The 24,931-nt window shown below is 58.7% G+C and carries 19 protein-coding genes; 14 read left to right on the forward strand and 5 right to left on the reverse strand.

The window, feature by feature from the left end:
• Positions 1-23: 23 nt before the first annotated feature.
• The gene (locus AC1RUK_RS12565) at positions 24-4,730 is read right to left on the reverse strand and encodes a hypothetical protein (RefSeq protein ID WP_481840257.1); all 4,707 of its coding nucleotides are present in this window, start codon (positions 4,728-4,730) and stop codon (positions 24-26) included.
• Entirely contained in the window at positions 4,730-8,767 is a 4,038-nt protein-coding gene (locus AC1RUK_RS12570; protein WP_481835372.1) for a hypothetical protein, read from the reverse strand. Before AC1RUK_RS12570 ends, AC1RUK_RS12565 begins: the two co-directional genes overlap by 1 nt.
• Before the next feature lie 1,449 nt (positions 8,768-10,216).
• On the opposite strand from AC1RUK_RS12570, the gene AC1RUK_RS12575 reads away from it, so the two are divergent.
• Together AC1RUK_RS12575 and AC1RUK_RS12580 are read left to right on the forward strand one after the other, a co-directional pair.
• Entirely contained in the window at positions 10,217-11,443 is a 1,227-nt protein-coding gene (locus AC1RUK_RS12575; protein WP_481835371.1) for a hypothetical protein, read from the forward strand.
• Positions 11,427-11,834, forward strand: coding sequence for a hypothetical protein (locus AC1RUK_RS12580; protein ID WP_481835370.1), 408 nt, complete (start codon positions 11,427-11,429; stop codon positions 11,832-11,834). Before AC1RUK_RS12575 ends, AC1RUK_RS12580 begins: the two co-directional genes overlap by 17 nt.
• 549 nt (positions 11,835-12,383) lie before the next feature.
• On the opposite strand, the gene AC1RUK_RS12585 is transcribed toward AC1RUK_RS12580, so the two are convergent.
• On the reverse strand, positions 12,384-13,274 hold the full coding sequence (locus AC1RUK_RS12585; protein WP_481835369.1) for a BRCT domain-containing protein: 891 nt from the start codon (positions 13,272-13,274) through the stop codon (positions 12,384-12,386).
• Positions 13,275-13,736: 462 nt separating this feature from the next.
• Here AC1RUK_RS12585 and AC1RUK_RS12590 point away from each other — a divergent pair, with 462 nt between their 5' ends.
• From AC1RUK_RS12590 to AC1RUK_RS12600, 3 genes are all read left to right on the forward strand, one after another.
• Positions 13,737-14,444 (forward strand): SOS response-associated peptidase, encoded by a 708-nt coding sequence (locus tag AC1RUK_RS12590; RefSeq protein WP_481839520.1) that lies wholly within the window; start codon positions 13,737-13,739, stop codon positions 14,442-14,444.
• Positions 14,445-14,460: 16 nt separating this feature from the next.
• On the forward strand, positions 14,461-14,856 hold the full coding sequence (locus AC1RUK_RS12595) for a DUF4160 domain-containing protein (protein WP_481835368.1): 396 nt from the start codon (positions 14,461-14,463) through the stop codon (positions 14,854-14,856).
• 247 nt (positions 14,857-15,103) lie between these two features.
• A complete protein-coding gene (locus AC1RUK_RS12600; RefSeq protein ID WP_481835367.1) occupies positions 15,104-15,310 on the forward strand; it encodes a hypothetical protein in 207 nt (68 codons plus the stop codon).
• A 94-nt stretch (positions 15,311-15,404) separates the two neighbouring features.
• On the opposite strand, the gene AC1RUK_RS12605 is transcribed toward AC1RUK_RS12600, so the two are convergent.
• A complete protein-coding gene (locus AC1RUK_RS12605; RefSeq protein ID WP_481835366.1) occupies positions 15,405-15,725 on the reverse strand; it encodes a hypothetical protein in 321 nt (106 codons plus the stop codon).
• A 100-nt stretch (positions 15,726-15,825) separates the two neighbouring features.
• On the opposite strand from AC1RUK_RS12605, the gene AC1RUK_RS12610 reads away from it, so the two are divergent.
• The 5 genes from AC1RUK_RS12610 to AC1RUK_RS12630 are packed head-to-tail and all read left to right on the forward strand — an operon-like array spanning position 15,826 to position 17,076.
• On the forward strand, positions 15,826-16,005 hold the full coding sequence (locus tag AC1RUK_RS12610; protein ID WP_481835365.1) for a hypothetical protein: 180 nt from the start codon (positions 15,826-15,828) through the stop codon (positions 16,003-16,005).
• 10 nt (positions 16,006-16,015) lie between these two features.
• Positions 16,016-16,216, forward strand: a complete 201-nt coding sequence (locus tag AC1RUK_RS12615; RefSeq protein WP_481835364.1) for a hypothetical protein — start codon at positions 16,016-16,018, stop codon at positions 16,214-16,216.
• A 5-nt stretch (positions 16,217-16,221) separates the two neighbouring features.
• A complete protein-coding gene (locus AC1RUK_RS12620; protein ID WP_481835363.1) occupies positions 16,222-16,566 on the forward strand; it encodes a hypothetical protein in 345 nt (114 codons plus the stop codon).
• A gap of 4 nt (positions 16,567-16,570) precedes the next feature.
• Positions 16,571-16,789, forward strand: a complete 219-nt coding sequence (locus AC1RUK_RS12625; protein ID WP_481835362.1) for a hypothetical protein — start codon at positions 16,571-16,573, stop codon at positions 16,787-16,789.
• A gap of 23 nt (positions 16,790-16,812) precedes the next feature.
• The gene (locus AC1RUK_RS12630) at positions 16,813-17,076 is read left to right on the forward strand and encodes a hypothetical protein (protein ID WP_481835361.1); all 264 of its coding nucleotides are present in this window, start codon (positions 16,813-16,815) and stop codon (positions 17,074-17,076) included.
• Positions 17,077-17,181: 105 nt separating this feature from the next.
• Here the strand turns inward: AC1RUK_RS12630 and AC1RUK_RS12635 are convergent, their stop codons facing one another.
• The gene (locus AC1RUK_RS12635; protein WP_481840258.1) at positions 17,182-19,140 is read right to left on the reverse strand and encodes an AAA family ATPase; all 1,959 of its coding nucleotides are present in this window, start codon (positions 19,138-19,140) and stop codon (positions 17,182-17,184) included.
• 458 nt (positions 19,141-19,598) lie between these two features.
• Here AC1RUK_RS12635 and AC1RUK_RS12640 point away from each other — a divergent pair, with 458 nt between their 5' ends.
• The 4 genes from AC1RUK_RS12640 to AC1RUK_RS12655 all read left to right on the forward strand — a co-directional run bounded on the left by AC1RUK_RS12640 (position 19,599) and on the right by AC1RUK_RS12655 (position 24,812).
• Positions 19,599-21,977 (forward strand): phospholipase D-like domain-containing protein, encoded by a 2,379-nt coding sequence (locus AC1RUK_RS12640; protein ID WP_481835359.1) that lies wholly within the window; start codon positions 19,599-19,601, stop codon positions 21,975-21,977.
• Positions 21,970-23,472 carry a septum formation inhibitor-activating ATPase gene (locus AC1RUK_RS12645; RefSeq protein WP_481835358.1) on the forward strand — a complete coding sequence of 501 codons (1,503 nt, stop codon included), beginning with the start codon at positions 21,970-21,972 and terminating at the stop codon, positions 23,470-23,472. The genes AC1RUK_RS12640 and AC1RUK_RS12645 overlap by 8 nt, the downstream gene beginning before the upstream one ends.
• A gap of 146 nt (positions 23,473-23,618) precedes the next feature.
• Positions 23,619-24,161: a hypothetical protein gene (locus AC1RUK_RS12650; RefSeq protein WP_481835357.1), complete on the forward strand. Its 543-nt coding sequence runs from the start codon at positions 23,619-23,621 to the stop codon at positions 24,159-24,161.
• A 231-nt stretch (positions 24,162-24,392) separates the two neighbouring features.
• On the forward strand, positions 24,393-24,812 hold the full coding sequence (locus tag AC1RUK_RS12655; protein ID WP_481835356.1) for a Ros/MucR family transcriptional regulator: 420 nt from the start codon (positions 24,393-24,395) through the stop codon (positions 24,810-24,812).
• Positions 24,813-24,931 lie beyond the last annotated feature (119 nt).

A 24,931-nucleotide genomic window follows, 5' to 3' on the forward strand; every position in this document is an offset into this window, starting at 1 on the left:
AGGCTTTCCATTTCCTGGCACAGCTACATGACTTTAAATTTTCGGGCCTTAATCTCGTAAAACGGCGATGAACTCCCGATAGAAAACCACGCCACATCAAATGTCATGTCGACATGCCCTCCGCTGAACGCGATTGGACCGGCACTCCCGGGCGCCGTGTAAACGTTGAGCAACGGATAGGAGGCGTCTGCACCGAAAGTCGATACTGAGCCTGAAACGCCCCCCGCGCCGATAGTTGGCAGCAACGGCTTCATCCGATGTGAAATAAGACCCTTCGCCTCAAACTGTCCCCAAGGCTCGTTTGGATCGATCACATCGCCGGTAAGCAATGTACTGATCAAGTCCGTGACCGAGATGCCGCCAGCGACTGTCGGAACGGGAAGGGCCTTGAGGTTCGGGTCGTTCTCGTAGTCTGCACTTGCGTACACCGCAGTCTCAAAACCCGAAACGCTAATGCTGGCATGCTCGACAAACGGAAGCCCCACCCTTTGCAACGCAAAGAGGCCCCGGGCTTGCCGCAGCCAGAGTGGCTGCTGGTACCAGACCGGCAATTGCAGCACGACCGAGAGGTAATATTCGTCGCCGCCACCGCTCGCCTGGCAGAGGGCCGCCTCTGCCCAGAGCACCGTAGCAGCCAATTCGAAACGTGGTACCCAGTCACCACCGCTAGAACGCTCCCAGCGGAGCCCGAAGAGCTTCTGGTCATCCATGTTCGGATAAGGTTGCGCAACTCGGAGAATGTTCGAGAAATTTCCGTCAGCATAGAATTGATAAGGTGTGACCTGCGGCTGCAGGCCCGCAACCTGGGGCATCTTGTCGAGGGCTGTGTCCCCTGCAAGGAGCTCAAGTAGAGCGATCTCATCGTCGCGATACTCAAGGCTTGGATCGCTCGCAGGCGGCTGTTGCTCCAGCAGTTCAAAATATGCGCCGCCGATCGGATTCGAGCCGGCGTCCTCAGGAAGTCTCACCTTGAATGAAGCGACGCGGATGCTGGCGTCATAACGCGGCACCGGTTGCTGTCCGGAACGGCCGACGCCGATCACGATGCATGTCGTGTCGCCTGCGCCCTGTGGATAGATCACGGAGCTTGCCTCCAGTCCTCGTCCGGACAATGCGGTGCCTATAGCCGGAAACAATCCTGCTGCACCCTTCGCCAATTGCCGGCGAGCTACGGACAATAATTGAGGTGGTATGAATTGCGATAGCGGCGGTAGCGCGACTTCGACGCGCGTATCGTTCGGGTTGAGCGTATCGATGCCGCCGGGCAGTTCCCCTTGCAAGACATCGATGAAAGCCTGGTTGCCCTGCGCGCTTGGATTGGTCGCTGCAGCGCCCCGCATAACCGCTACTTGTTGCACGGTCACGCCGTGCCGGAATTTTGCACGATTGAGTTGGGATAGCGTAGCAAAGACCGTGTTGACGGTACCGTTCGATAATTGGACGGCTGGCAGCACATCGGTGACCGCTGTTGTCAATTTCAACATATTCTCTTGCCCCGAGGATCCGAGCGCAAAGGACATCTGCCAGAGGTCGATCGGCAGGGCCTCGCCAACCCTCTCGGACATGAGCGCAAAGACCCCCAAGGTGATGTGATGGCCTTCGCCCAGGTTCGTCCAAAAGAGATCCCGGATCTGGGCGCGAAAACGCGCTTCTCTCTCCTGTAGGCGGCCGTCCGTCATACTGATCAACGCCCCCGCGCCCTCGCTTTGATTATCGGCGGCGGGTACCGTTGCGAGCATGTCGATCAAGGCTTCAGCGATATAGTCGAACCCCGTTGTCGCCCCTCCCCTACTCGGCATGTTGTTGAAGAATGTCTGCCAGTCCGCGGGCATCCATCGCGCCCACCAAGCGGGGATCGCGCAGTCGATTGTGAGCGCCAGAAGGTCGAAGAGCCGCTCCACGACCTTTCCGGTCAGTACGCCCAATTGATCGTGGCGTGCGATCGGCCTTGCCGCTATCGGGACGAATGAGACGATCGTATCGCCAGGCGCCGGCAGAGGTGCCGTCTTGAAAGGAGCCAAGAATTCTGCCGCGGGGTCGCTCTGCGCCTTAGCGAGCGCCGTTAGGGAGAGCAGTTGTCCCCCGGGCGGCAAAAGAAACGAAGTCCCACTTCTGATTGAGGCCAACCACTGATCGGCGGCACAAACAAGGGCCGTATCATTGGTCTGGCGAGGTGCCTCATTTGGGTCTAAGACCTGGAAACCAGGGCGATAGGTGACTGCGAGCGTATGTTCGCTAGCCGAGCCGGTTGGAAGCGTCGCTTCAGCACGATTGATTGAGAGTTGTGCGCGCATTGCATGCGCGACATCGCTGATTTTCGAAGTGGTGAGGCCTTTCAATCTCAGGGGAAACCGAACGACTTCCGTCACCCCGGCCGCAGGCGGGTTCTTCAGCCAGTCGAGAAATACGGGTCGATAGGGATTCAGGGATATTACGCCGTCGAACGTCTCGAACGGGAACGTCTTGAGCACCGGCATAGCCGATGGCGACCCCGGAACCTGCGCGACGATATCGGAACTGTCGAAATAGCGCAGATCGACCGTCAGGGAGAGATCGGCGGCGTTTGCCAATTCGGCAACGTACTTCCAGGCCATCCAGGTACTGGCGCGGTTGCTCCCGCTGTCCTGCAAGACCTCCAAATTCGCCGACAGAATGAGCTCTTGTTTGGCTTCGTCGAAGTCAAGAAGCCAGAATTGAGCATCGCTTCCGGTCGAACTGTTGAACCGAATACTTGTGGCTCTCGCGATCGTGGCGAAATGACATGCGACAAAGGAGAACGTCGAGCCTCCGTCCATGCCCTCGGCGCTTTGCCCGAGCGGATTTTCAAAAACATGGGCGACAGACAGATACTGGCCAAGCGATCCATAAAGAGCGTCGGCAAGATCAGGGATCTTCAAAGTGCTTGGATCATCCCAAAGCCGTTGTCTGAGGGACAAATGAAAAGCGGTCCGTTTGATATTGTCGGGCCAAACGGTGCTGATCGGATTTGTATTGGCGTCGTCGGCGATCGCAAACGGACTAAAGTCGGCAGAAAAGCCTTGCCAAGCAAACTCAGGTCTGTAGGCATTGAAAGCGCCGAAGCCCGGCCTTGGGACAGGGTTGCCCGATCCAGGTATCCATTGCGGGGCGTAGGCCATGGAATCGACTCGAGACTCATAGCGCGCCGCAGTATTTGCAAGTTCGAAGTCGACCGCGCCCATACGGAGGACTTGGATCGACAGGTCCGATACGTCGAGGCGGGGCTGACCGCTGTTGTCGACAACAATCACGCAGTTGGCATCATTAGGGAGGGGGCCGCCGTCATCATCGTCAGCCTGCCAATAGATCCGTAGGCCTTTCTCGCCAGCTAGCTGTTTGGTTTGCCGGAAGAGTGATCCGCCGCCGAATCCGCAATCGAAGACGAGGACGATATCGCACGCGCTGACAGTCTTCTTCTCTGACCAGAAAATCGCGACAGGCTTTGGTTTGTCGAATGACCCTTCCCAGGGAAAGTTGTAGTTTCCAATGAAGGTGAGAGGCAGTTGATGCTGGCTCAGGAGCAGCAAAGCTCCCGTATCAGCTTGTATCACGGCCTGGAGAGTAGCCGTTGCAAAAAGTTGGTCACTGGTGTTGGACAATTCGCGCGCCTCAAAAACCCAGAGCTTATTGTCGGTATCACCAGCGCCCTTCGATCCGCGATAAGGAAGCAGGCGCCCGCTTACCTGCCGAAAGGCGAGAAAGTTCAGATAGTCGTAATCGGTAGCGTTCCACCTTGCTGCATCATCAGGAGCGACGATCCGTACGACCCCGCGCCCCCGGGCGCCAGCACAGGGCGAGTTTGGGTCAACGGCGACATCCGCAAAAGTGGATATGTTTCCAATCCGCGGGTCGACGATCGAGCGCTTTAATCCTTCCTCCCACCGAGCGTGAGCGTAAAGGCGGTTGGCCACCAAATTATTCTGGACGACGGTAATCTCCGGGACCCTCACCGGTGATTTGAGAAAGTTCGTCAAATGCGATTGGGCGGCGAGCGCAAGAGTTGCCACCGTCAAGTCGACTTTCTGATCGAAATTGGCACCATTCAAAGTGACGGTGATGTTGGTCGGATCCTCAGTCGGAACGGGGCACCGCACTAGTTGGCCGTCGAGGCTGTGCTGGTTGGTTCGATAGGTATCGGCTATGCCGTCGTCAAACAGCATGATCTGATCTCTCATGCTGTCATAGTCAAAGACCGCTTTCGTGATTATTCGCGATGCTCCCAGACCGCTGCTGCGCATCAGAAAGTTTCTAAACTTCTCATCCTCTCCCTGTTGGATCGCCCGGCTCACGAGCAGCCGCAGCGCCTGATTGCGAAAAGCGGGAGACCTGTCGTACTTCGGATCGATATCGCCCATGCTGTCCTGGCGATCGCCATTCCAGTTCTCGCTGCGATTGAGGGCAACGAACGCATCTCGGTCCTTGAACTTGTAGGCGTCGCGACGCGGGAGGTTGCATTTGATGGGTGCGATGTTAGCAAAGCCCAACTCGATTTCGATGTTCAGATCGTCCGGAAACGGAACGGCATGAAGATCGGTCGTATCGTCGGCGAACTGGAAATTGAGATCCTGAGCAGCCTCCGAGCGGCTGATGTAGTCTTCCACCATGCTAGTATGGACGAGCGCTTCGATAATGATCCAGAAACTTCCCTCTCCATCAACCTCGTCGACGGCGGGCGACGGGCGTACCGACAGGAAGACGTTGATCGTTTCCATTATCCGTGCACCTTAATCGTCGTGGACATGTCAATCGCGGTTTCAACGTCAACAGCGAAGGTTTTGGTCGCGAACCAGACGTCTACGGTCACCTTGGCCTGGATCCGGACGCCGACGATCAGCCGCAGGGAGATGACCGTTTCGTTTACGGCTGAGGGAACAGAGAGCGCGTGCGGTATCGTCGGCGACGGAAACAAATTGCCGCTGTCCCACTGGATTGCCGCGGAGACTTCTGCGGACGCGAGAATGACGATACGCGCGGCGATGATCCAAAGATTGACGGACGCCTCGGCTTCGAGCACGACCCCGCCTGCACCCAGAAGATAGAGCTTTTCAATCTCGAGGCCGCGCGTGAAGGTGGCGGCGCCTTCAGCGACAAGAAAATATCCCGCCCGGAAAGACGCGCTCGCCGGACCGAAGTCGGCTCGTCCTCCAATCCCCCACTGAACGGCATAGCCAGCCCTCACTTCGACATGCGTGTCATCAATGAGGTGTTCGGCGCGATGTTCGACATAGAAGCCGCCAGAAGCCTGCAAACCTGACACCATCGCGCCGACGGTTCGGTCCCATTCTCTCAGGCCGCTACGCCGCATCCATGGAAATCCAAGATCAAACAGAAAGTCTCCCGCTGGCGTGACGCTTACCTGCAGCATTCCGCCGAAGAAGCCAAAGGGACCAACACTTGCTTTCGGTAGCGCGACCGAGAGTTCGAAACGGTCGTCGGAGGGAGTCGCGCCCCGCACATAAAGTACCGAAAGCCCACCGAGCCCGATTACCTTGAGCAGATCGGATCCCGCCAGGGTCAGACCCGCGTAGCCGCTGTCGCTCAAGAGCACCTTGATCGAAAAAAACTCGCTCAGCTCGAATGCCGTCGCCAGCAGCCAATTGGAGACATCCTGTCGACCCGAGGTCGTACCTCTTGGAAGTATCGCATCGGCATTGTCATGTTCGAACAGCGCTTGTAAGGCGGCATTCGACGCCGGCGTGGGATTCGGATTCATGATAACATCGAACGCGCTCTGCTCCAGCCGCAGATTTTGGCCGGCCAGCAGCCATTGTGGCGCCCCGCTTCCCGCTTTCGGCTCCCAGCAGACGAGAAAGCCGGCATCACCATTCCGCCCGAGGAAAATGCGCGCCGTAACTCCGGACACAAGTGCGCGACCCGCAACTTCAATGGAAGCATTCACAAGGTCGAAATAGGGGATTTCCTCGACCCCGAACGTGGTTCGGCTTAGCTCCAATCTGTCAGCGCGCAATGTTGCGATCCGGTAGAGGCTGATCGTGAGGTTGCGGATCGCGGCCGCTGAGACACCGACCCAGTACCGGTTCGGATCGCTAACCCCCGCAGTAAGCGGGAACTGAACCATGAACTTAAGGTTCAGTCGCTCGCCGGGCGAGAGCGCAAAGGTTGACAGACCGCCAGCATCGAGCTCTGCCTCGAACCAGATGATCTCCTGGGTTGGCGGATCATTAGAGAATAATTCCTGCGAGCCGTCACGTCTTCCGACGATGTCGTCGCCCCAAGAAATCCCGATCGCTGTCAGTCGAATTGATGCGCCAAAAATATCCGTCAGGTGAAAATGCTCGCTGACAGTCGGGAAGACAATTGAGCCGTATGTAGGCTCAAGGTAAATGTAGCCGGTATTCGGGTCTGGACGTGGCAGCAAGACGATGTTGCTGAGCGCGATCCATTGCTCAGCCTGCGATGTGCCAAACCAGACAAACCCACTTCCGAATGACAGCGGATCGACCAGGATCTTGGCGCTGAGCGCCAAGCCGTAGTCGCTCTGGTCGAATGCCCTCCCGGCGACCGAAGAAATCGTGATTGACCGTATCGGTGCCTGACCGCCATCGACCAAGACTGCAGGGGTGTCGAGATAGGCCCGGATTTCGAGCTGATCACCATCGAGCGATGCGCGAAGTTCGATCTCGACAGCGCCATTATGAGCGGCAAGGCCAAGCATCGACCATACGGTTATGCGGATATTCGACAACATGCGGACCAACTGGTTTTTGACGATCAGTAGCTCGAACTGCCTGACGTCAAGCGCCGCTTCCAGCGCCGGGCCGGATCGCATCGGCGGATCGTCTTTTTCTATGTTTGACTGCGCTGCGTAGATCGAAGTTAGCCCGGAGACATCCTCGGTCATCGCCACGAAGCCGATCGCGAAAGACGAGCCGAGCGCAAGCTCGAACTGACTTCCTCCTGCCGTGCTGGCCTCAATCCCGAGCAGAATAGCTCCGATCCAACCTCGCGGAAAAACATCAGCATCAAACAGGGCGGAACAATGAACTTTCAGTTGGTCGAAGACGGTCTCGCTGACATTCGCCTGTAACACTTCGGCGACCAATAGATTGCTATCGTAGACCCCGACAAAGCCTGGCCAGTCATCCATACCGGCCCCAGCGACGAAGGTGACCGGTCCGGATGCGAGTATCAGCTTGCCACTGGTTTCGAGAGGAACCTCAGTTGCGAGCTCAATTGCCGCGGCATCTTCCCGGTTCAGAATGTCCGACTTGCGCTCGTCGTCCGCTGCAACAACCTTGGAAACCTTCAGGGCGCCGAACTGGCGAATGCTCTTATATTCGGAGACCGTGTTGTTCTCGCCAAAGTCGTCAAGATCGGGTAATCCGCCAAGTCCCGCCAGCGCAAGGGGACCAGGACCAAGATCCGGCAGATCATGGAACTTGGTGTCATGGCGAATGTCCCAGTTTTCGGCGGTGAGAGCTCCCGGTCTCGGTCTTATGGCGTCGTTGAATTTTTGCGTGATGCGCAGCGGCGCGGATTTCGTCAGGATACGCGGACATATAGGCAGACAAAGCCGTTGCCCCGAAAACAGCCAGTTGGCGACATCGCTGACCGGAGCATACTCCTGGCCGGCGTCACGCCAGCGGCCTTCGGTTCGAGCGACTCGAACCGAAACCGGTTCGCCTTCCATGATCAGGTATGGCAAGGACAGCGTCCGTGAGATATCCGCCGACAGGCCCGATATGACCGGGGACCACGGCTCTGAGACACCATCGAGCGTGGCTGTAGGCGCCGCCTCGAACACGAGCTCTTCGTCCCATCCGAGATAATCGGTCGCTGCCAGTTGCAAAAGTCCGGCCGAGGCGCGATCGAATCCCAAGAGAAGCGTACCGGGCCGATCCGCTCTTGGCGGCCGCACCCAGCAGGGTAGCCTTCCGGGAACGCCGAACCGCATCGGCGTTCCATCGGTTTGAATGAGTGAAAATGCATCGATGCTGAAGTAAGTCGCTCCGCCGGCGGGGAGCAAGTCAACCGCTTCGAGGGTTGCGGTCGGCGATGCAGCGCTCCAGGTCGCCTCGAGCGAACAGGTGGTCGCCCCATAGGTCACCGCAACACCGTCATCCGTGGTGTCGGCCACCGTGGCGAGCAGTTCGGCGCCTAAAGGTAGCCAATCCTCTTCCGTCTGGAACTCGAACCGACATGTGAAGTAGGTTGAAATCGCACTAAGGTCAAAGTCGAAGGCTGCTGCAGAAAGCTCGGCCAAATCGGTTCGCGACGAGGCAACGGCGTCAATTGCTGAAACTGAAAGCCGAAGCGCATCGTCATGGGCTGAGACAAGGCATCGCGCTGAGCTGAGGTCGAGGGTCCACGCGCCTGCGCCGCTCTTCAGCGCGATTGGCAATTGATCACTGCCCCAGACGGACGCCGCCGTTGCCGTGAGAAAAATCTTCCCATCGCTCGCAGAAAGCCAGTCAGTCGCCTTCTCGTCTGCCTGAACAGCAAAATAGCCGTAGTCCAGAACCATCGGGCGAGTGCCCGGGTCGTCTCCTTCCTTAAACAGGCGAAGATGGCTCGTGGCGCTTTGGGGCGGCTGAGCTGCGGCCAGGACAAGGTTTCCTGCGCCGTCGTCTTCAAGAGCAACTGAGATGGCACAGCGCATCCTGAAGGTGGAAAGGAGCAAGACATCGGCGACGAGCTCAAGATCGAGGCTATCCGTCCCGCCGACGATGCCTGACCAGGTCCCGTCGATATACCAGCGATCCGGCGCTACAATGGTACCGTCGCCCAAGATAGCGAATTGCAGTCCAAAGAGAGTTAGCGATGATGCGGAAGCGGCCGCGCGGGGAGGTGAGGATTTTTCAAGTATGGCGTAGCCGCCCGCTTGTGCGGGCGTGAAAATTCGATTGTATCCGCGACGCATAGAAGCCATAACGATACAACCTTATTTTGCTTTTTACAGTCTAGTTTCCTCCCTACTTAAGTCAAGCGTTAGACACGTTGCTCGTCGATGCTATTTTGAAGGGAAAGGTCCGCAGGATCGAAGACGGCATTGACCCAACCACTTTAGCGGATTTGATGATCAGCTGCGCTCATAGGTTTCGTGGTGGATAGCAAACCTCGCTTTGGCCAAACCATTTAGGGCAAACACAAGGTTCACCAGTGAGCGCGACGAGCTGACCACGGACTTTGGAGTTCGCAACGCTGGTTCATTAAATCCTCTCAGGAAGCGAGATCCGCGTCCTTTTGCAATCACTCCGCTCTGCCGACCGGTTTCGATGCTCCAGCGACCGATCTTATCGTCATCGCGTGGTCTGTATTTCGCCCCTCGCTATACATAAAGATGGTCGACCGCAGCCTGCGAGGTCCCTCTCAATGTCGGAAAGCCCCAATGCAGAACCCTCAATATTCAGGACAAGCTGGACCCTTTATATGGGACAGTTGGCGCATCAATACTGCGAAAGATATTATCTTCCGACGCCATCTCCGTTCCCAAGATTGCGACCCAGTTTGTCGGGTCGATCAAGCGGAATGAATTTGGTTAGTTTTGCCATCCGCAACCGACCCGCGCAAGCCAGTCGGCTATGGAACGCTCTATTCGTTCAGGTGGCGCCAACGCGATCGCGAGGTTCCAGCCCAGTGCCGGACGTTTCAGCGCCGAACGGAATCGGTGCGTGATGGCGACGGTCAGTGAAATCACCGACCGTCAGCCAGCTTCGAGACTTAAGTGCACGAGTTGTATGCTGCGACGGCCGAGCAAGCTTGCATACTGGCGATCGAGGCAATCAAAGAGCACCCAAGTATATTCCGTTTGCACAGGCTTACCTGGTCAATCGCGAAACGGCAGCAACGCTTTGCGCTTGCGCAGGCATGGGCGACCCAGCAATGGAGCCGCCGGTGGCCGCCGAGCACGCAAAGCCCTCGTAATGCAAACAAGCGCCAGGCGTTGCCGCTTCGCCTTCCGCGCGTTATTGCCGCCCAGCAGAGTATCGAGCTGCCCCCGCCAGCGGACCGCAATGCGCCGCATGGCTGCCGTTCAGACGAGCGGCACCGTTTTTCCGAAGCGGTCGTTAGGCTCTTCCATCGAGGGCGCGGCTCGATCCAGCCCACTACCCGGCCCAGGGCGAACGGGTGACCGACCCGACCCCGGTCGCCTGAAGCGGGTGAAACGGAGGACGGCTGCTCTCTTCCATCGTGACGCCGGGTCACGTTGGCTTCGCGACCATCTACGAAACGTGGCTTGCCGCCAGTCACCCGGCAATGCAAGCTTAGCGCGAACTCGACCACAATTGAGGAGGAGCCGAATATGGATCAGAGAGGGCCTCAGCTCACCATCGTCTCCGTAATATACTCCACCATTTTCAGTGAGCTCTGCATCGAGTTCAAGCTCATGCTGGGAGCTTGGCTCATAGCCTTTCCTTCCCTGCAGTCCGCCGTATTGTTCGTGCTCGCAATTGTTTGCGCGGCATTTTCTTCCACTGCGCTCGGCCTGTTCGAGGGACGGACGGCACTCGCTGCGCTTGCGACCGAGTTGTACGAAGCCCCCCAGAAGGCTTGGATGCGACGGGAATACCCCGACAACGGCGCGCTTTTGAAGCTGGGATATTTCCAGCAACAGTTTCGTGGCACGGGAATGCATGCCGATCAGGCCGGCAAGCTCTACTTTCTGACTCCGGCCGACAGCAGCCCCGTCGACCTGCGCTGCGTGTTCAATCCGTTCGGCCCGACATTCATTTTGTTTCCGCACGCCGATATCATGGATCCCGACATGCCGCTGGCCGAGAAGTTTCTATTGTATCACGAGTTGGCTCACGGAAACTTCGAAGGCGGCTCAGGCTGGCTTACGCCGCGCATCACTATGGTTTCCGTCATTTTGACATCGGCTTTCTTTCTTTACAGCACTTCGCCGAGTTTTTGGTATTTGCTTGCTACGTTTTTATTCGTATGTTTCGGCTTCTTTCGGTCGATGGACTTGTTCAAGAGAGCTTCGGCGGAGGTTTTCGCGGACCGTTTCGCCATACGCGTTCTCGCGTCAGAAAGTGTCTCAGACGCGATCGCCATCGCCGAATATTTCCGCTCGAACTGGACCGGGACGCTTCGATCAAAGAACGAGCACCTAACGTGGACCCATAGAAAGATCACCGCATACCGGCTGCGGGCCATGTCGATCACCCTCTCGAATCTGAAGGAAGTGACCGACAATAAGATAGAATTCCGGCCAGTTATTCCAGGCTCGAATAGGCAAATATATATCGTTTATGCCGTAAGTTTATTCTACGCTATTCTTGGCTATTTTGGCTTTGCGGAGGATGACATTTCTGGCGTCAACTATACAATTCTGATCCTGATGGGAATTCTATTCACTGGTCTGCACTATTTCGGCAAGAGCAATTTTGCCGCCATTATCGCAAGCCGACAAGCAATCCTCGAACGAACGGATGGGCAAGCCGATGAACGAAGAGCATGACTGGATAGAGGCCGCCAAGCGCGCTGACCCCATTGGAGCTGGCTTCTTGGGTGGGCCCCGCATCGAGGCTCTCGCAGATTGCGTAGAGCGCGGCGCGGACAACCGCAAGACCTTCGAGACGGCCCTCGCCAGAAATACACCAGCGCCAAATTTCACCTTGTTGGAAGCGGCAATGCAGTTCGTTGCCTATCTGATCATCGCGAAGGAGATCTATCAGAATATTGAGCTCTTGGATAAGGTCGCGCCTGTTGTGCTCGACAAGAACAGTCAGCTGCAGATCGCCGAGCATGTGGTGCTGAGACTACGTCAGCTCGGCTTGGACGGCTTTGCCGACAAAGTCGAAGAGATGATCGCTAGAGTTCTCGATAGGATCACGGCTCCCGATAAATAGACGAGGCATGCTGGGTCCTGTCTGACGATGTTGAGGAAGGGCATGCAGCGCTTCCGTAACTCGTAACCGAGCCGCGTCACGCCTGGCAGGCTGACGAATGCCGGCCGGCATAACGCGGCGTGGCAGGATGTCCAGATAGCAATGGACTTGGGTCAATAGCGAGGTTGCTCTCCGAGGCCTTTGGCTCTGCAAAGTGCTTGCGGGGACACGAGGAATGTGGAAGTTCGGTCGAGAGCGCGCAAGGAAACAGTGGCCGCTTCCCCTCCAGCCGCTCGCTCGAAATCGGCCCTTCCGCTTTCGGCCCCAGGGCGACGGTAGAAAATCTGCTCGAGAATGACCGCTTCTAGTGCTGCTCGTTCCGATAGAGGAAACGGGCAGCAGCATTTGGACCATTGAGGACCTTAAGCTAGTAGTCAAACGCAGCATTCGGAGAGGCTGACTGGCAGTCGACTAGTCTTGGCTCTTTCAAGGACATTGGGCGAATGTCCGTGGCAAGCAAAGACCGCTCTAAACTCGTCCAGAACTGTATCGTTCGTTGAAAGAACCGCTCTAAAAGCCCAGCGCCTTGCGGAAAGTAAGCTCTTCCACGAAATGTATGCGGCCGCCACTCTCGCGAAGTTTCCGGGCTTCGATGATCTTAATTCCCTGATGGCTGTGGAGCCAATCGCGCGAGGCGATGGCGGCTACGATCAGATAGTCGGTGCTGCGGGAAACGCTCTTGGAGACCAGCCCTCCCCGCTCGACGATCCATCCTTCGATAATTTTTCGAGGCCCCAGACTGAAGGCACCCGTCACTACAAATCCCGAGTTCTCGAACACCAACATGCTCGCATCTCTCAGGACGCCGTCTATCGATGGCGTGTTCCCGTACGTTGGCAATCCTGTGTCTGCGCAGCTATCGCCGACCAATCGAACTATCCATTCGCCGATGTCTTCTTCTTCCTCCATCGATAGATGCCCGTCCGATATCGCCTTGACAGCTACACCCTTCAAAGCCGCAATCCTGGCGTCATCGAGCAGCTGAGGATTCCGGTCGATGCGGTCGATCAGCTTTTCGACTTCCTTGATCTTCAGACGATTGTCGCAGGCGATCCCAGCACAGAAGCCGAAGAACCTGTTGCAGCAGTCATTTGAGCTGCTTTCGGAGAACGGCCTCAAGCGATAATCAACGATTCCGGAGATGATCTCGAAAATCTCCCCGTGGTAGTCACCATATGCAGTGTCCAGGTCCTGGATGAGATCAGCGGCGTCGGCGTCGCCAAAAAGATGGAGGAACTGTTCGGCTTCGGCCCGGATCGAGGCGACCTCTAGGCTCTCAATGGATTCGCTGGCCAGGACACCCTCAAGAAAACCCAGCCAGTATGCCTCGACCTTCCGACCGTTGCTCTTGGCGTGTGTTCGCCCAAGCGCAGATCCGCCGTACTTTAACTCCGCCATCATCCCCTCCCCTGAAGAGCAGTTTCTGGAACATATTAGTGACTGGTCTTCGGCGCAATGCAGTAATTTTACAATGACTGAATTGCATCTGAATACATATCAAAAAAGGACGACAGCATTCGCCTTTTTCACTGCAGCCCCGCTGACTAATGCGACGTTCGCCGCGCTGTTCGCCAGATTATTCAGTGAAGTATCTGTCTCTTCTCGAGCGCTTCGCGGCCCACGCATGTGCGCCCCCTCTCCCGTGTTTCGTCTGTTTCACACGTCAGCAGCTGCAACCAAGTCGGCGTTGGGCGACTGTACTCATGCATCGCGCACTTTGATCGGGGTAGGCCACTCATCATGCGCAATGTTCTTCGTTGGGTTTCTGGGGCTGTCTGCCCTCGAAACGGCTGTTTTGACAGACACCCACTCGCTTGGAACGGCATCTGGATTTCGGCTCCTGTTCAGTCCATCTTTCCGCCCATGTGCAACCTCTACAACCTCACCACATCGCAAGAAGCCATCCGCCAGTGGACCGGCACCCTGCGGGACATCTTGGGCAACCTTGAGCCATCCATTGACATCTACCCCAACCGGCCTCCCGGTCCTGTAGTTCGCAATGCGTCGGACGGACAACGCGAGCTTGCCAATCTGCTATGGGGCATGCCGACGCCTGTAGAGCATGTGAAGGGTAACGCCGATTACGGCACCACAAACGTGCGCAAGACCCACCTTGCCTATTGGCAGCAATACCTTGGCGTAGAGCATCGTTGTGTGGTTCCAGTGACGAGCTTTGCCGAGCCAAGCCCAGAGAAGAATGACAAGGACCCCGAGACGGGCGTTCAGCGGAACTATTGGTTTGCCCTGAATGAAGACCGCCCACTGTTCTTCTTCGCGGGGGTTTGGACCACTTGGCATGGAGTGCGCAAGGTGAAGGACGGTCCCCGCGATCACGAGGTCTACGGCTTCCTGACAACCCCGCCCAACACCCTCATCAAGCCGATCCATGAGAAGGCCATGCCGGTTCTCTTGAGGACGCTAGAGGAAACTGAGACGTGGCTGACCGCGCCTTGGTCTGAGGCGAAGCGGCTACAGCGGACGGCACTCGACGACGCTCTTGTGATCGTGGAGAAGCCCGTCACGCAGATCAAGTTCCCGCAGCAGGCACCAGCCCAAGGTTCTCTCTTTTAACGGGATAGTTAGGCAAATGGCGATTGTCGAAATTCAAATCCCCCAGGGCCTTGTCGATGAGCTCGATGAGAGTTTTTTTCAAGGACCAATACTCACCGACAGCGGGCTGCGTTACCTAACAGAGGATCAAGTCGACCGGATCAATGGCATGTCGATAGTCATACAGGGCGACGAACACCCACCCCCTCACTTTCATGTGCGTCATGCTGGGGAAAGCGCGAGTTTCTACATCACCGACGGGCATCGCCTCCCGAAGAATAAGGGTTTGGAGAAGTACGACCGCAACATTAAGGCATGGTGGAAAGACAATTACTGCAAGCTGATTTCGACTTGGAATGCGACCCGCCCAACTGAATGCGAGGTCGGCCCGATCGAGGTTCCGAAGGAGTGTCTGCCGAAGAAGCCAGCTTAGTAACTGACAACGGCTCCGGCTTTGAGGGGGTAGTTGACGTCCCCCGCTGCAAACGCCATATTCATGGCTCGGGTCGATGCGCTCAGTGCATCTCTAAGACACTCCGGCATTCGCTGGGGCTGAACCCCTGGAGAAACCAGAGGCCGCCGCCTACCCCATCCAATGGGGCGAGGTTGTCGGCTATTGGCTCACTCCGATGACTTCGTCGTTTCCGAGCCGAAACATTGGCAAACGAAGGAGATTAAGAATGCAAAATCCCGCAGAGCACGACAACATCACGACCAACATCCTGTTGGGCATAATCGGAAAGCTCTTGGTAAAGAAAGGCATTCTTCAAGGGGATGAGATAATTGGCGAGCTACGCGAACTGAAGAGCGTGATGGGTGAGAATGCTGCCACCAAGGCCATTCGACTCGAGATTGACCATCAAATCCATACAGTCCGAAAGTGGTGACGGTCTAGGAATGCATCCTCATCCGCTACGCGGCAGGCGTAGGTGGATATCGTCATTATCTGAGTGAGGTTGGCTGCAAAGGCCGCAGGCTTCCTCACTCCTCGTCACGCCAAACGACCCGCCGTACCGTCAGGATTTCAGCAAGCCGCCTGACCCGGATACCCTGCCGCTCTCGCGCCGAGGGATTTTGTGTTTCGGCGTGCATGTAGTCGTTCTTGCCACACCGTTCGCAACTCATTTTGCTCCCTACCAGCTCGGCCTCAACGTCCCCAAAGATTTCCTTCAGGTCGCTCGGCTGATACCAACGCTTCACGTTGCAGAGCCCACAGCGGACCAGCACGAGCTGCCCTGTCTCATGGGCATTGCTGAGTTTCCATTCGCCTCCGCGCTTTCGTCTTCCACCAGTATCGGGCATGACCCAAAATAGGAACCCATTCCTCTCTCGGTCAATCCGCTCTTGACATTTTTGTTCTCTTTTTGTTCACTGCATCCACAAAGCGTTTGGAGTAACCGCCATGGACCACATTGTGACGCTCGACAGCCGCCAAGAGACTGCTCTTCAGGCCGTCGCCGACAAGTTCGTTGCCGTCCACAAGGGCGACGTGATGAAGGCACTCAAGGAAATGATTGTTCTCAATGGTCGCCTTCAGGACCGCCTCGACGCGCTCGCCGCACCCCGCCGGGCGACACGCTAGGAGAAACCGCATGGGCATCATGCATTTAGACGCGGCAGCCAAGGCCGAACTGCATTCGGAGGCCGAGAAGCTCATCGCCCGCTACGACAGCCCTCTGGAGACCGTGAAGGCGCTCATGGCGTACAACTGCGAGCTTGAGACCCAGATACTCGCCATAGCCCACAGGCATCCGGGCGTAGTGTCCATCGGCTACGACCCTGTTGTGGGGTAACAGCCATGGACATGCGAACGGACCCCGTGCCGCCTTATGGCTATGATACTGCGGATGATTGGGGCGAGACATTTGAGGACGCTTGCCCGGAGGTACTTGCGGCGCTTCGCAAGGCAGGCCACTTCGGCAAGAGCCGACCCGAGGACGACGTTGCCCACAAGCTGGCCAGATGCGACTTGGAAGAGCTAGCCGACGAAGAGCTTGACCTCTACGAGGAGCGCATCCTTCCGCTATTGCGCGTCGCCTACTACGAGCCTTACAGACTTGCCGAGGACTACGCGGAACGGAGAGCGCCAGGCTGCTACGATCCGCCACGCGACGACCGGCAACTTGAGCTGTTCGCGGCGTAACCAGATGGCGACCGAGCGGGACCATCTCGACCCACCTTCCAATGAATGGGAACTTGCCGCCGACGAGGCCATAGCTGCCAACGGCGGAGACGCCAGGCAGGCGGTGAAAACCCTTCTTGCCGCCAACGCCGCGTTGGAGCGTGAGGTAACCCTATGGGCGCCTGCGGTGAGCTTTGGGTTCAGCCGGGGGTGGCACAAGCGCAGGCGCGGTGAAACTGACTAGGTCGGCCCATGAAAGGCACAAACATGTCCGAGAGCATTCTTCCACAGCGCAAGGCACCCAAGCTAATCGTCGTTACCGCCTTCGACCGCGACGAGACAGGCGACCTTCAGCCTGTCTTCGGGCCAGCCGAGCAGCAGACTGAGGACCGCGCAATAAGGACCGCGAAGGGCTTGGCAGGGAAACATGTCGGCGTGATCGCGTGGTCACGCGATGCTAACCCGTTGCTCGGCGAATACGGGGAGCCGACGATGCTCTTTGTTGGCGGGGAAGTTCCCGACATGGAGTGATCCTAGCTCCGCAGTCATACCCATCAAATCTCTTGCGACGATGTTCAAGATTCGATTTGCCAACAATTGGCTTTCCGGGCTCCGCTTTCGTGCCAAGGATTCCCGCTACACCGCCCTCTTTTCCGGCTCCAACTTCAGCCTCGGCTGCTGCTCGATAATCTCCTTGATCCCCTCGGCCACCAAGGCGCCCTTAGCGAGCAAGGCTTCGACGATCCGCTCGACCTCCGTCCGACGCTCTCCAATGATACGTCTCGCCCGCTCGAACTGCTCCATCAGCATTCTATCAACGCGCTCCTGAAGGGCACGGTCGAACCGCATGGCCGTGAACAGGTCGTCCTCGTTGTCGGCGGCGATGTAAGCCAGGCTTTCGCCAAGCCCGTACGAAGCTTCGAACGTCAGGGCTAACATTGTCGCATTGTGCAGGTCAGATCCGCTCGAACCACCTCCGCCAGCGGATCTCGCTCCGAGCAAAACCTCCTCGGCGGCAATCCCGCCCAGAGCCATGGCGATCCTGTCAAGGAACTGCGACGGCGTCCGTTCACGCAGACCCGGTTCGCTGAAAACAATGCCGCCGCCGTCCTGCACGCGTCCGCCTGAGACGTCGAATGTGTCGATGATCGACACGCTGACGATCTCGGCGGCGTCGATGGCAAGGCAGACCACCGCATGGCCCGCTTCATGGACGGCGAACCTGCGCCGCATTGCTGCCGGGATGGAAACTAGGACGGGCAGTTCGGCCGCAAGGTCATCAAGCGCAATGCTCCGACGCGCCCGTCTTGCCCGCCGCCTGCCCTGCCGCACGAGTTGCTCGAGCGCCGCGCCGCTCCAGCCCTCCGTCCTGCTCGCGACGCCGGACAGGTCGGCGTCGACAAGCAAGCCTTGCAGGTGCCAGCGAAGAATTCCCTCGCGCCCTTTCAGATCAGGCAAGGAAATCCTGACATGCCTGTCAAGGCGGCCAGCCCGGATGAGCGCCGCGTCGAGTTGTTGGGGATGATTGCAGGCCCCAACGACCACAACACCTTCGCGCCCCTCTGCACCGTCGATGCATTCGAGAAGGGCTGCCACTACTTCCGAGGAATACTGTGCGTTGTGACCGCTGAATTTTTCGCGATCACCCACCGCGTCGATCTCATCGAGAAAGAGGATCGAGGGAGCATTTCTATTGGCTTCTTCGAAGGCTGCGCGCATTGCCTTCAGCATGTCGCCAAGATGCCCCTTGGCCTGCCAGCGTGCAACGGAGCCAAGCACGAGATGGACATTGCATGTGCGCGCGAGCGCCTGCGCGAAGGTGGTCTTCCCGGTCCCGGGCGGCCCGGAAACCAGGATGCCACGATCGACATCGGCCCAGCCGATCTTTCCAGCCCGCCATTCGGCTAGGTCGGTTGCCAGTTCGCGCCCCCATTCGCCCGCCTCCCCGAGGCCGTGCAGGTCGTGCAGCTTCGGGCCGGACACATCACGGGGCTTTGGGACGGCAGCCCTCTTCATCAACTCAATCGCCGCTGCGATCGGCCTCCCCTGGCGGAGCACGGCGGCGATGACTGCAATTGGTACCGTGGCGATAAACTCCGCCTGCTGGTGCGTAACGTCGATCTGGAGGCAGAACCTCGCCGCAGCAATGACATGGCGCGGTAGGACGGGGCCGACCTGGACCACCGCGTCCGCAGCAAGATGGAAACTGTCCGGCACGCACTCCATGTTTTCCGCCACCAGAACAACGCGGCGCTGAAATGAAAGCGTCTTTAACAAATCACCGTCGGTCGCCTTTTTCCCGCGGTCTTTCGTCCTCCTCAGCACTTCGGTGCCGTCAAGGCCTCCGTTGACGAAAGACGGGCCATGCGCCGCGTAGCGGGCTGCGCTTTCGTAAATGTCAGCGTCCGTTCCTTCCGGAAGCACGAGGCCGACGACGACGGGTTTCATCAGTCGAAACTGCGGAATGGGTCGGCACGCACGCATGATCCCGCAAAAAGCGAGAAAGCGAGGAAAGGATTCGCGGAGCGAATCGTGGAAGGCGTTGTCGTTGTCATTGCTGCGCCTGGCGCCCTCCAGGGTTTTGTATCGGATCATTTCGACACCTCGGTCGTAGTCCGTGGCGGTAGGCCGGCACGGTCATGAATTTCGGAAACTGGATGAGGAAGGCGCTCACGCGCCGACGGCAGCGCGTATCAGCGAACGGCTGCATTGCCTCGTTGTCGTCTCGGATTTTCTGGAGGTGCGGATCACGGTCTTGTCCTTCGCCCTACGCATTCGCGCGCGGCCGCCGGATGGCGGCAGCGGAAGCGGCTTAGCGTATGGAGGCGAGGTGCGGACGGCTGATCATGATTCCGGAACGAATAGTGAACATTCGAAAGGCTGTCAAGGGGCTTGGCCGAGGAATCTGGGCTATCCCGCATCCCGGGCCAAGCAATATCTAGTCGCGCTAATGCTAATGAAGTCTGGGACACACTGCTTCAGATCAGCTATTGCTTCCGAGTAGCGCGTACTTTGCTGGCTCAGGCAAGCGCGCAAGGGGGGGATTGTTGGCCTTGTCGCCGCTTGAGCTGATATCTGCGCATCCATGGGATCGTGCAGTCTTCACGACCTATGCTTTGAGCCTGTCCTTCTTCGAGGCTGTGCTGCTCGACGCTCTCGTACGCGGCGGAGGGCGCGAGGCGCTCATCCTCGCCGACGTCGAAGGGGTCCGGGCGGGTCTCAGCGAGCAAGGGGCGCGACGCGTGGGGCGGGACTACGAGCTCGAGCCGATCTCGGTTGCCGCGGGCGTTTTCCACCCGAAGCTCTCTGTGTTGGTCGCCGACGGCGAATGCCACCTGCTGGTGGGATCAGGAAACCTGACCTTCAACGGCTGGGGAGGCAACCTTGAGGTCGTCGAGCATCTGCATCCGGCCTTCGCGGCCGACGCGATCGACGACGCTGCGGGCTTCTTCGAACTGCTGGCTCTCGCCGACAACGTCCGCCACGGCGCCGCCAATCATTGCGAGCTTGTCGCCAACGATCTTCGGAAGTCGACTCTCGGGCGGTCCCGCAACGGGGACATCCGTCTCTTCCACAGCCTGGATGGGGCTATATCGGGCAAGATCGCCAATGCTGTCGATAGCTTGGGCGGAGCGACAAGGCTGATCGCGGCCGCGCCATTCTGGGATAACGGGAAGGCGATCAGCCGCCTTTGTGAAACCGTCGGCCTTGATCACGTTTTCATTCATGCGCACAACGGCGGCACGGTCCAGGGGAAGATCGGGGCAAACTGGCCATCCCAGACAAGCGTCGAAGTCCGTGCGGTCGAACTCGATGTCCTGAAGGAAGACAAGCCACGTCGGCTCCATGCGAAGGCCTTCGAAATCATATGCAGGCGTGGTCGGCTGCTTGTCTCAGGCAGCCCCAATGCCTCGACCGCAGCCTTGGGAGCCGGGCGCAACGTCGAAGCCTGCGTAGCCCGGATGCAGCGAGACCGCATGGTTGGCTGGACATACGTTCCCTCGTCGCCTCTCCAGCCGATGGACCCAGTCGACGATGCCGACGATGGAAGCGCGCCGATCGGCATTCTGCGGGCGGTTCTGGAAGGCGACCACATCTCCGGCCAAGTGCTTGCGCCCGCAATGACGGGGGCGGTCTCGGTCTATCAGGTCACCGCGGAAGGTCCTCGCAAGCTGGACGACGTCGAGCTTGCCGCCGATGGTTCGTTCACCGCCAGCGCGCCGGGCCTGGAGGTTCAGTCATGGAAGGGCGGCCGGCTGGTGGTGCGCGTCGAAGCTTCCGATGGAACGGTCGCCGAAGGCTTCGTTTCGCTTGCCGCGTTCACCGAGATGACACGGCGCGCAGGACCGCTCGGACCACGTCTGCTGGCTATCCTGGCGGGGACTGAGACGCCTGCTGACGTTGCAGCCATGATGAGCTGGTTCCACGAGGACCCCCGCAGAATGGCGCAGGCGGCAATGCCGATCGGCGGCGGAGGCGCCGGAGTGCGCGCGGCATCCGAGGATCAGACGGTCGCAGTTTCTGACCTGCGCCTCGTTCGCGCCTCGGTGCTGGGAGCGGATCGGACGAGCGCTGGCGGAGCTGGCTGGGTCCGCTTCATGGGATATGTCTTCGCCGCGCTGCGGGAGAAGCGCGGTCCCCTGGAGCAAGTCGGAGCCATACGCAATGCAGACAGCGACGACGAAGGCGACGTCATCACGGAAGAGGTCCAAGCCGTCGATCGGGCCGTGGACCATTCATTGGCCGTGTTCGAGCAGTTCCTCGACAAGATGCTTTCTCCCGGGCTGGTCGAGCTTCACGCTTTCCGGGCGTTGGACCTGACGCAGTACATCTGCGAACGGCTGCAGCCGGACCAGCAGCGGGCAAAGGGGTGGCTCCAGCGGCTGCTCGACGCGTTGACCAGGATTGAAATTCCCGATGACAGGCGCGAACTGGTTTCTGCAGTCGTTCTTACCCTCCTCGGGACGCGTATCGACGAGAACGACCTTCGCGCCGCCCGATCGAGGCTGGTTGGGTTGGGAGCCGACCTGCAAGGCGACTGCCCGTCGCCCGAACTCGCGCGAGGCTTTCATTCCGTGCTGAACCAGAATGCGACTTTTCCCGAACTTTGGGACCGGGTGCGCGGTATCCGCACTTATCGGGAGCAGGCCAGGTCCTACCTCGACGCTCTCGCGGCGGGCCTTCCCTCAGACGGATACGGGGAACTCGCCCTCGCTGCAAAGGACGAGTTCGCCACCATGGCCGATGCGTTCAAGTCCGAGCGGTCGAGAAAGAAGATCGAAGTCATGAGGCAATGGTCGGAGGCGTGCCCGAAATGCCACCGCACGCTGCCGAAGATCGAGGTAGGCAAATTGCGCTCGACGGCAGTGGCGACAGCCAGGAACTGCTGCGGCCACGTCCTGATCTGGCCGGAGGAGGCTGAACATGGCTGAAAATTCCCTGGCCGAGATGACCGCGGCCGCCAGCGCAGCCGAAGGTCCCGTCTTCGTGCCGCCGACCGCCCCCCGACTTGGCGGCGTCGACCCTCTGGGCCTGCGGCAGACCAATTTCGACCTGATGGACCAGGTTCTCCCTGGCCTGAACAATGTCGCCCGTCACATCCGGCCCTTCGTGATCGTCGCCTGGGCATGGCGCCGGGCGCGCCAGCTCGCGGAAAAACAGGAAGCCGGGGACATCAAGGTCGACCTCCTGCTCGATTTCGTGGACCGCATCGAAGTGATCTACGCGTGGTCGCAGTTCCTTCTGGACTCCAATGCCGATTTGCCTGGCCGTCAGGTTCTCGGCGCGCTCTTGCGCGAAACCAGCTACCAGTTCAGCGGTCCGGCTTGGAAGAAGCGCCGGGAAGAGCGTCGCTATTCGACGGCATTCACCGCGCCCGTGAACTACGGGCCGGGGCTGAAGTCGCTCGGCTGGGTCGAGCAGCATCCCGTCCACCTGGGAATACTAGTGCCGACAGCCGCCGCCGAGCCCGCGATTGACGCTATCGAGACGCTGATCGCGGACAGGCTCGATCATCCTGCCTTCAGCAGCCTCGGCAGCGTCAGCGTCAGTTCGGACGAGGCCATGGACTGGGCCGCTGCATGGTCGTTCGGAACCGTCACCGACGCCGAGAAGGAAGCCGCCGCAAACATGCTGTTCGGACCGTCTGCTCCCGCGGTCAGGAAAAATGGAGGGAGGCTCATGCTGGAGGCCGTCGCCAACACAGCCTCGACCGAAGTCGACCGCATCCGCGGCACGATGGCCGGAGCGCCCTCGGCCTTCAATCCGACGACTGACCTGGAAGACACCGTGACAAGATGGCGGCAGCTGCAGGTCCGTCAGCTGTTCCGCCTGACGCTGGAAACGCTCTTCGCCTGGATCCTGCGCCAGCTCGACGATCGGTCAAAGACCACCGAGGAGCTTGTCGCTGCGTTTCTCGAAGAAGCCGGGATCGGCCATGAACAGCGCACCTCGGAGACGTGGCTGGAAGCCGGTCACCTTTCAGGAGTCGGCCCGACTGACTTGATGAACCGCATGACCGAGGTTCTGGCCGATGCTTCACGCGCTGGCCTCGCTGCCGTCATCGTCGACGGATTGGCCTTCTCCATCGCCAACGCGCCAGATGTCGGAGAGAATTTCGACCGACGGGACCGGCTGCCGCTGTTTCGAGCCAAGCACGAAGCGGCAGCTTGGGAGGGCGCTCCGGCCAGGGAGTTCACGCGCCATGTGCTGGAGACCTGGGTACTGGCTCAGCACGTGTACTGGTCAGTCGGACGGGGACTGGCGGATGCGCGGGCGCGGGGCAGGTTCATCCTCCGCCTGAAGGTCGTGATGGACGAGGGCGGCTGGACGCTGGCGCCGGGAGTGTCCAGCGTCTTCACGCCTCGGCCGACCCCTGACAGGCTTCAGACGGCTCTCAGCCTGGCGACCGAATGCGACCTGCTTTGAGTTGACAATCATCTGCCAACCAGGCAGCCGATGAACATATGCTGGACCCGCCTGACTGTGTCGAAGACTCCGAAAGCCTTGCTGAGGTTTGTCGCAGGTGAGCTTTTCTGCTACGTTGTCATGAGGCTTCTATTGGGGGCTTACCTATGCAGTCGTCAATTCTTCGGGCCGAGCGCACGTCGAGACTTGGACGCATTGGCGAGACACTGGCAGAGGAGCGCTTGAGGGCAGTAGGGTTCGAGGAAGTTCGCAACCTGAATCTGGGCATCAACTTCCCCTATGCCGACATCATGGCAATTCGTTCCGGACAAGGTTTTCTCATAGGGGTGAAGTCTCGGAATGAATTCCAAGCCAACGGCAGAATTAACCCCTGCTACAACGCTGTGCTGATAGCCGATGCCCAGCGGGAAGAACTTGAGAGACGCGGAAAGGCGGAGGCTGACATCACCGCGCTTCTATGGAACGAAGTCGATGAATTGGCTCGACGGGCGGACGCGACTCCGGCATGGGTGGCAATAGCAATGCGCCCCATGGAGGGTACGTATTCAGCCTACTTCGGTTTGGCCTCGGCCGTGCGGCATCGCCGATCAATCCCGATGAAGCTACTGGACCGAGCGGGATATGTTGAACTGGCGCCTGCTGGGACCAAGGATGGGCGAATAACACCAGATCTCCTTAACCGCGACTAGCGACAAGGTGACCTGTAGTTCATCAAAACATGGCGGGAAACTTGCTATTGGATAAAGGCCCGCATTGGTCGCCCCATCGGGCCGCGGAGCGGGCGAGACATGGAAAACCCAACCACGGGCGAGTAGGCGGACTGCTTCTTGCGCCATCCGACTTTCGCCAATACCTAAGCGGATAGCAACAAGGAGTTCGATGGCGTGCACGAAGAAACTGATCGTCGGAACGCAGATTTGATGGAACTGACTGCCGACATTGTTTCAGCGTTTGTCCAAAACAACGCTGTACCCGTGACTGGTCTCCCAGATCTTATATCATCTGTGAACACCACTCTTAGAAATCTCGGTCGGCCCGACATCGTTGAACAGCCGCCACTAGTACCAGCGGTCAATCCCAAAAGATCGGTGTTTCCCGATTACATCGTCTGCCTAGAGGATGGAAAAAAGTTCAAGTCGCTGAAGCGGCACCTCAGAACGGACTTTGGCCTCACCCCTGATGAATATCGAGCGAAATGGGGACTCCCGCGCGATTATCCCATGGTGGCTCCGAACTATTCCGCGGCCCGCTCTGTGCTTGCAAAGTCATCGGGTCTCGGCCGGAAGCCCGCAGCACCTATAAAAAAACTGACGTCGAGGCGGAAAGCCAAGGCCAAGTAAACTGCCACGCTCAACCGAAATCCTAGGGTGGCACGCTACCTGGACAATCGGCGCAACGGTGGCTTCCGGCAACTCGTTATGCCTTGAAGTGCGTGTCATTCCGAACGGGCCGCCCCTGC

The sequence above is a fragment of the Mesorhizobium monacense genome, from assembly GCF_056781675.1.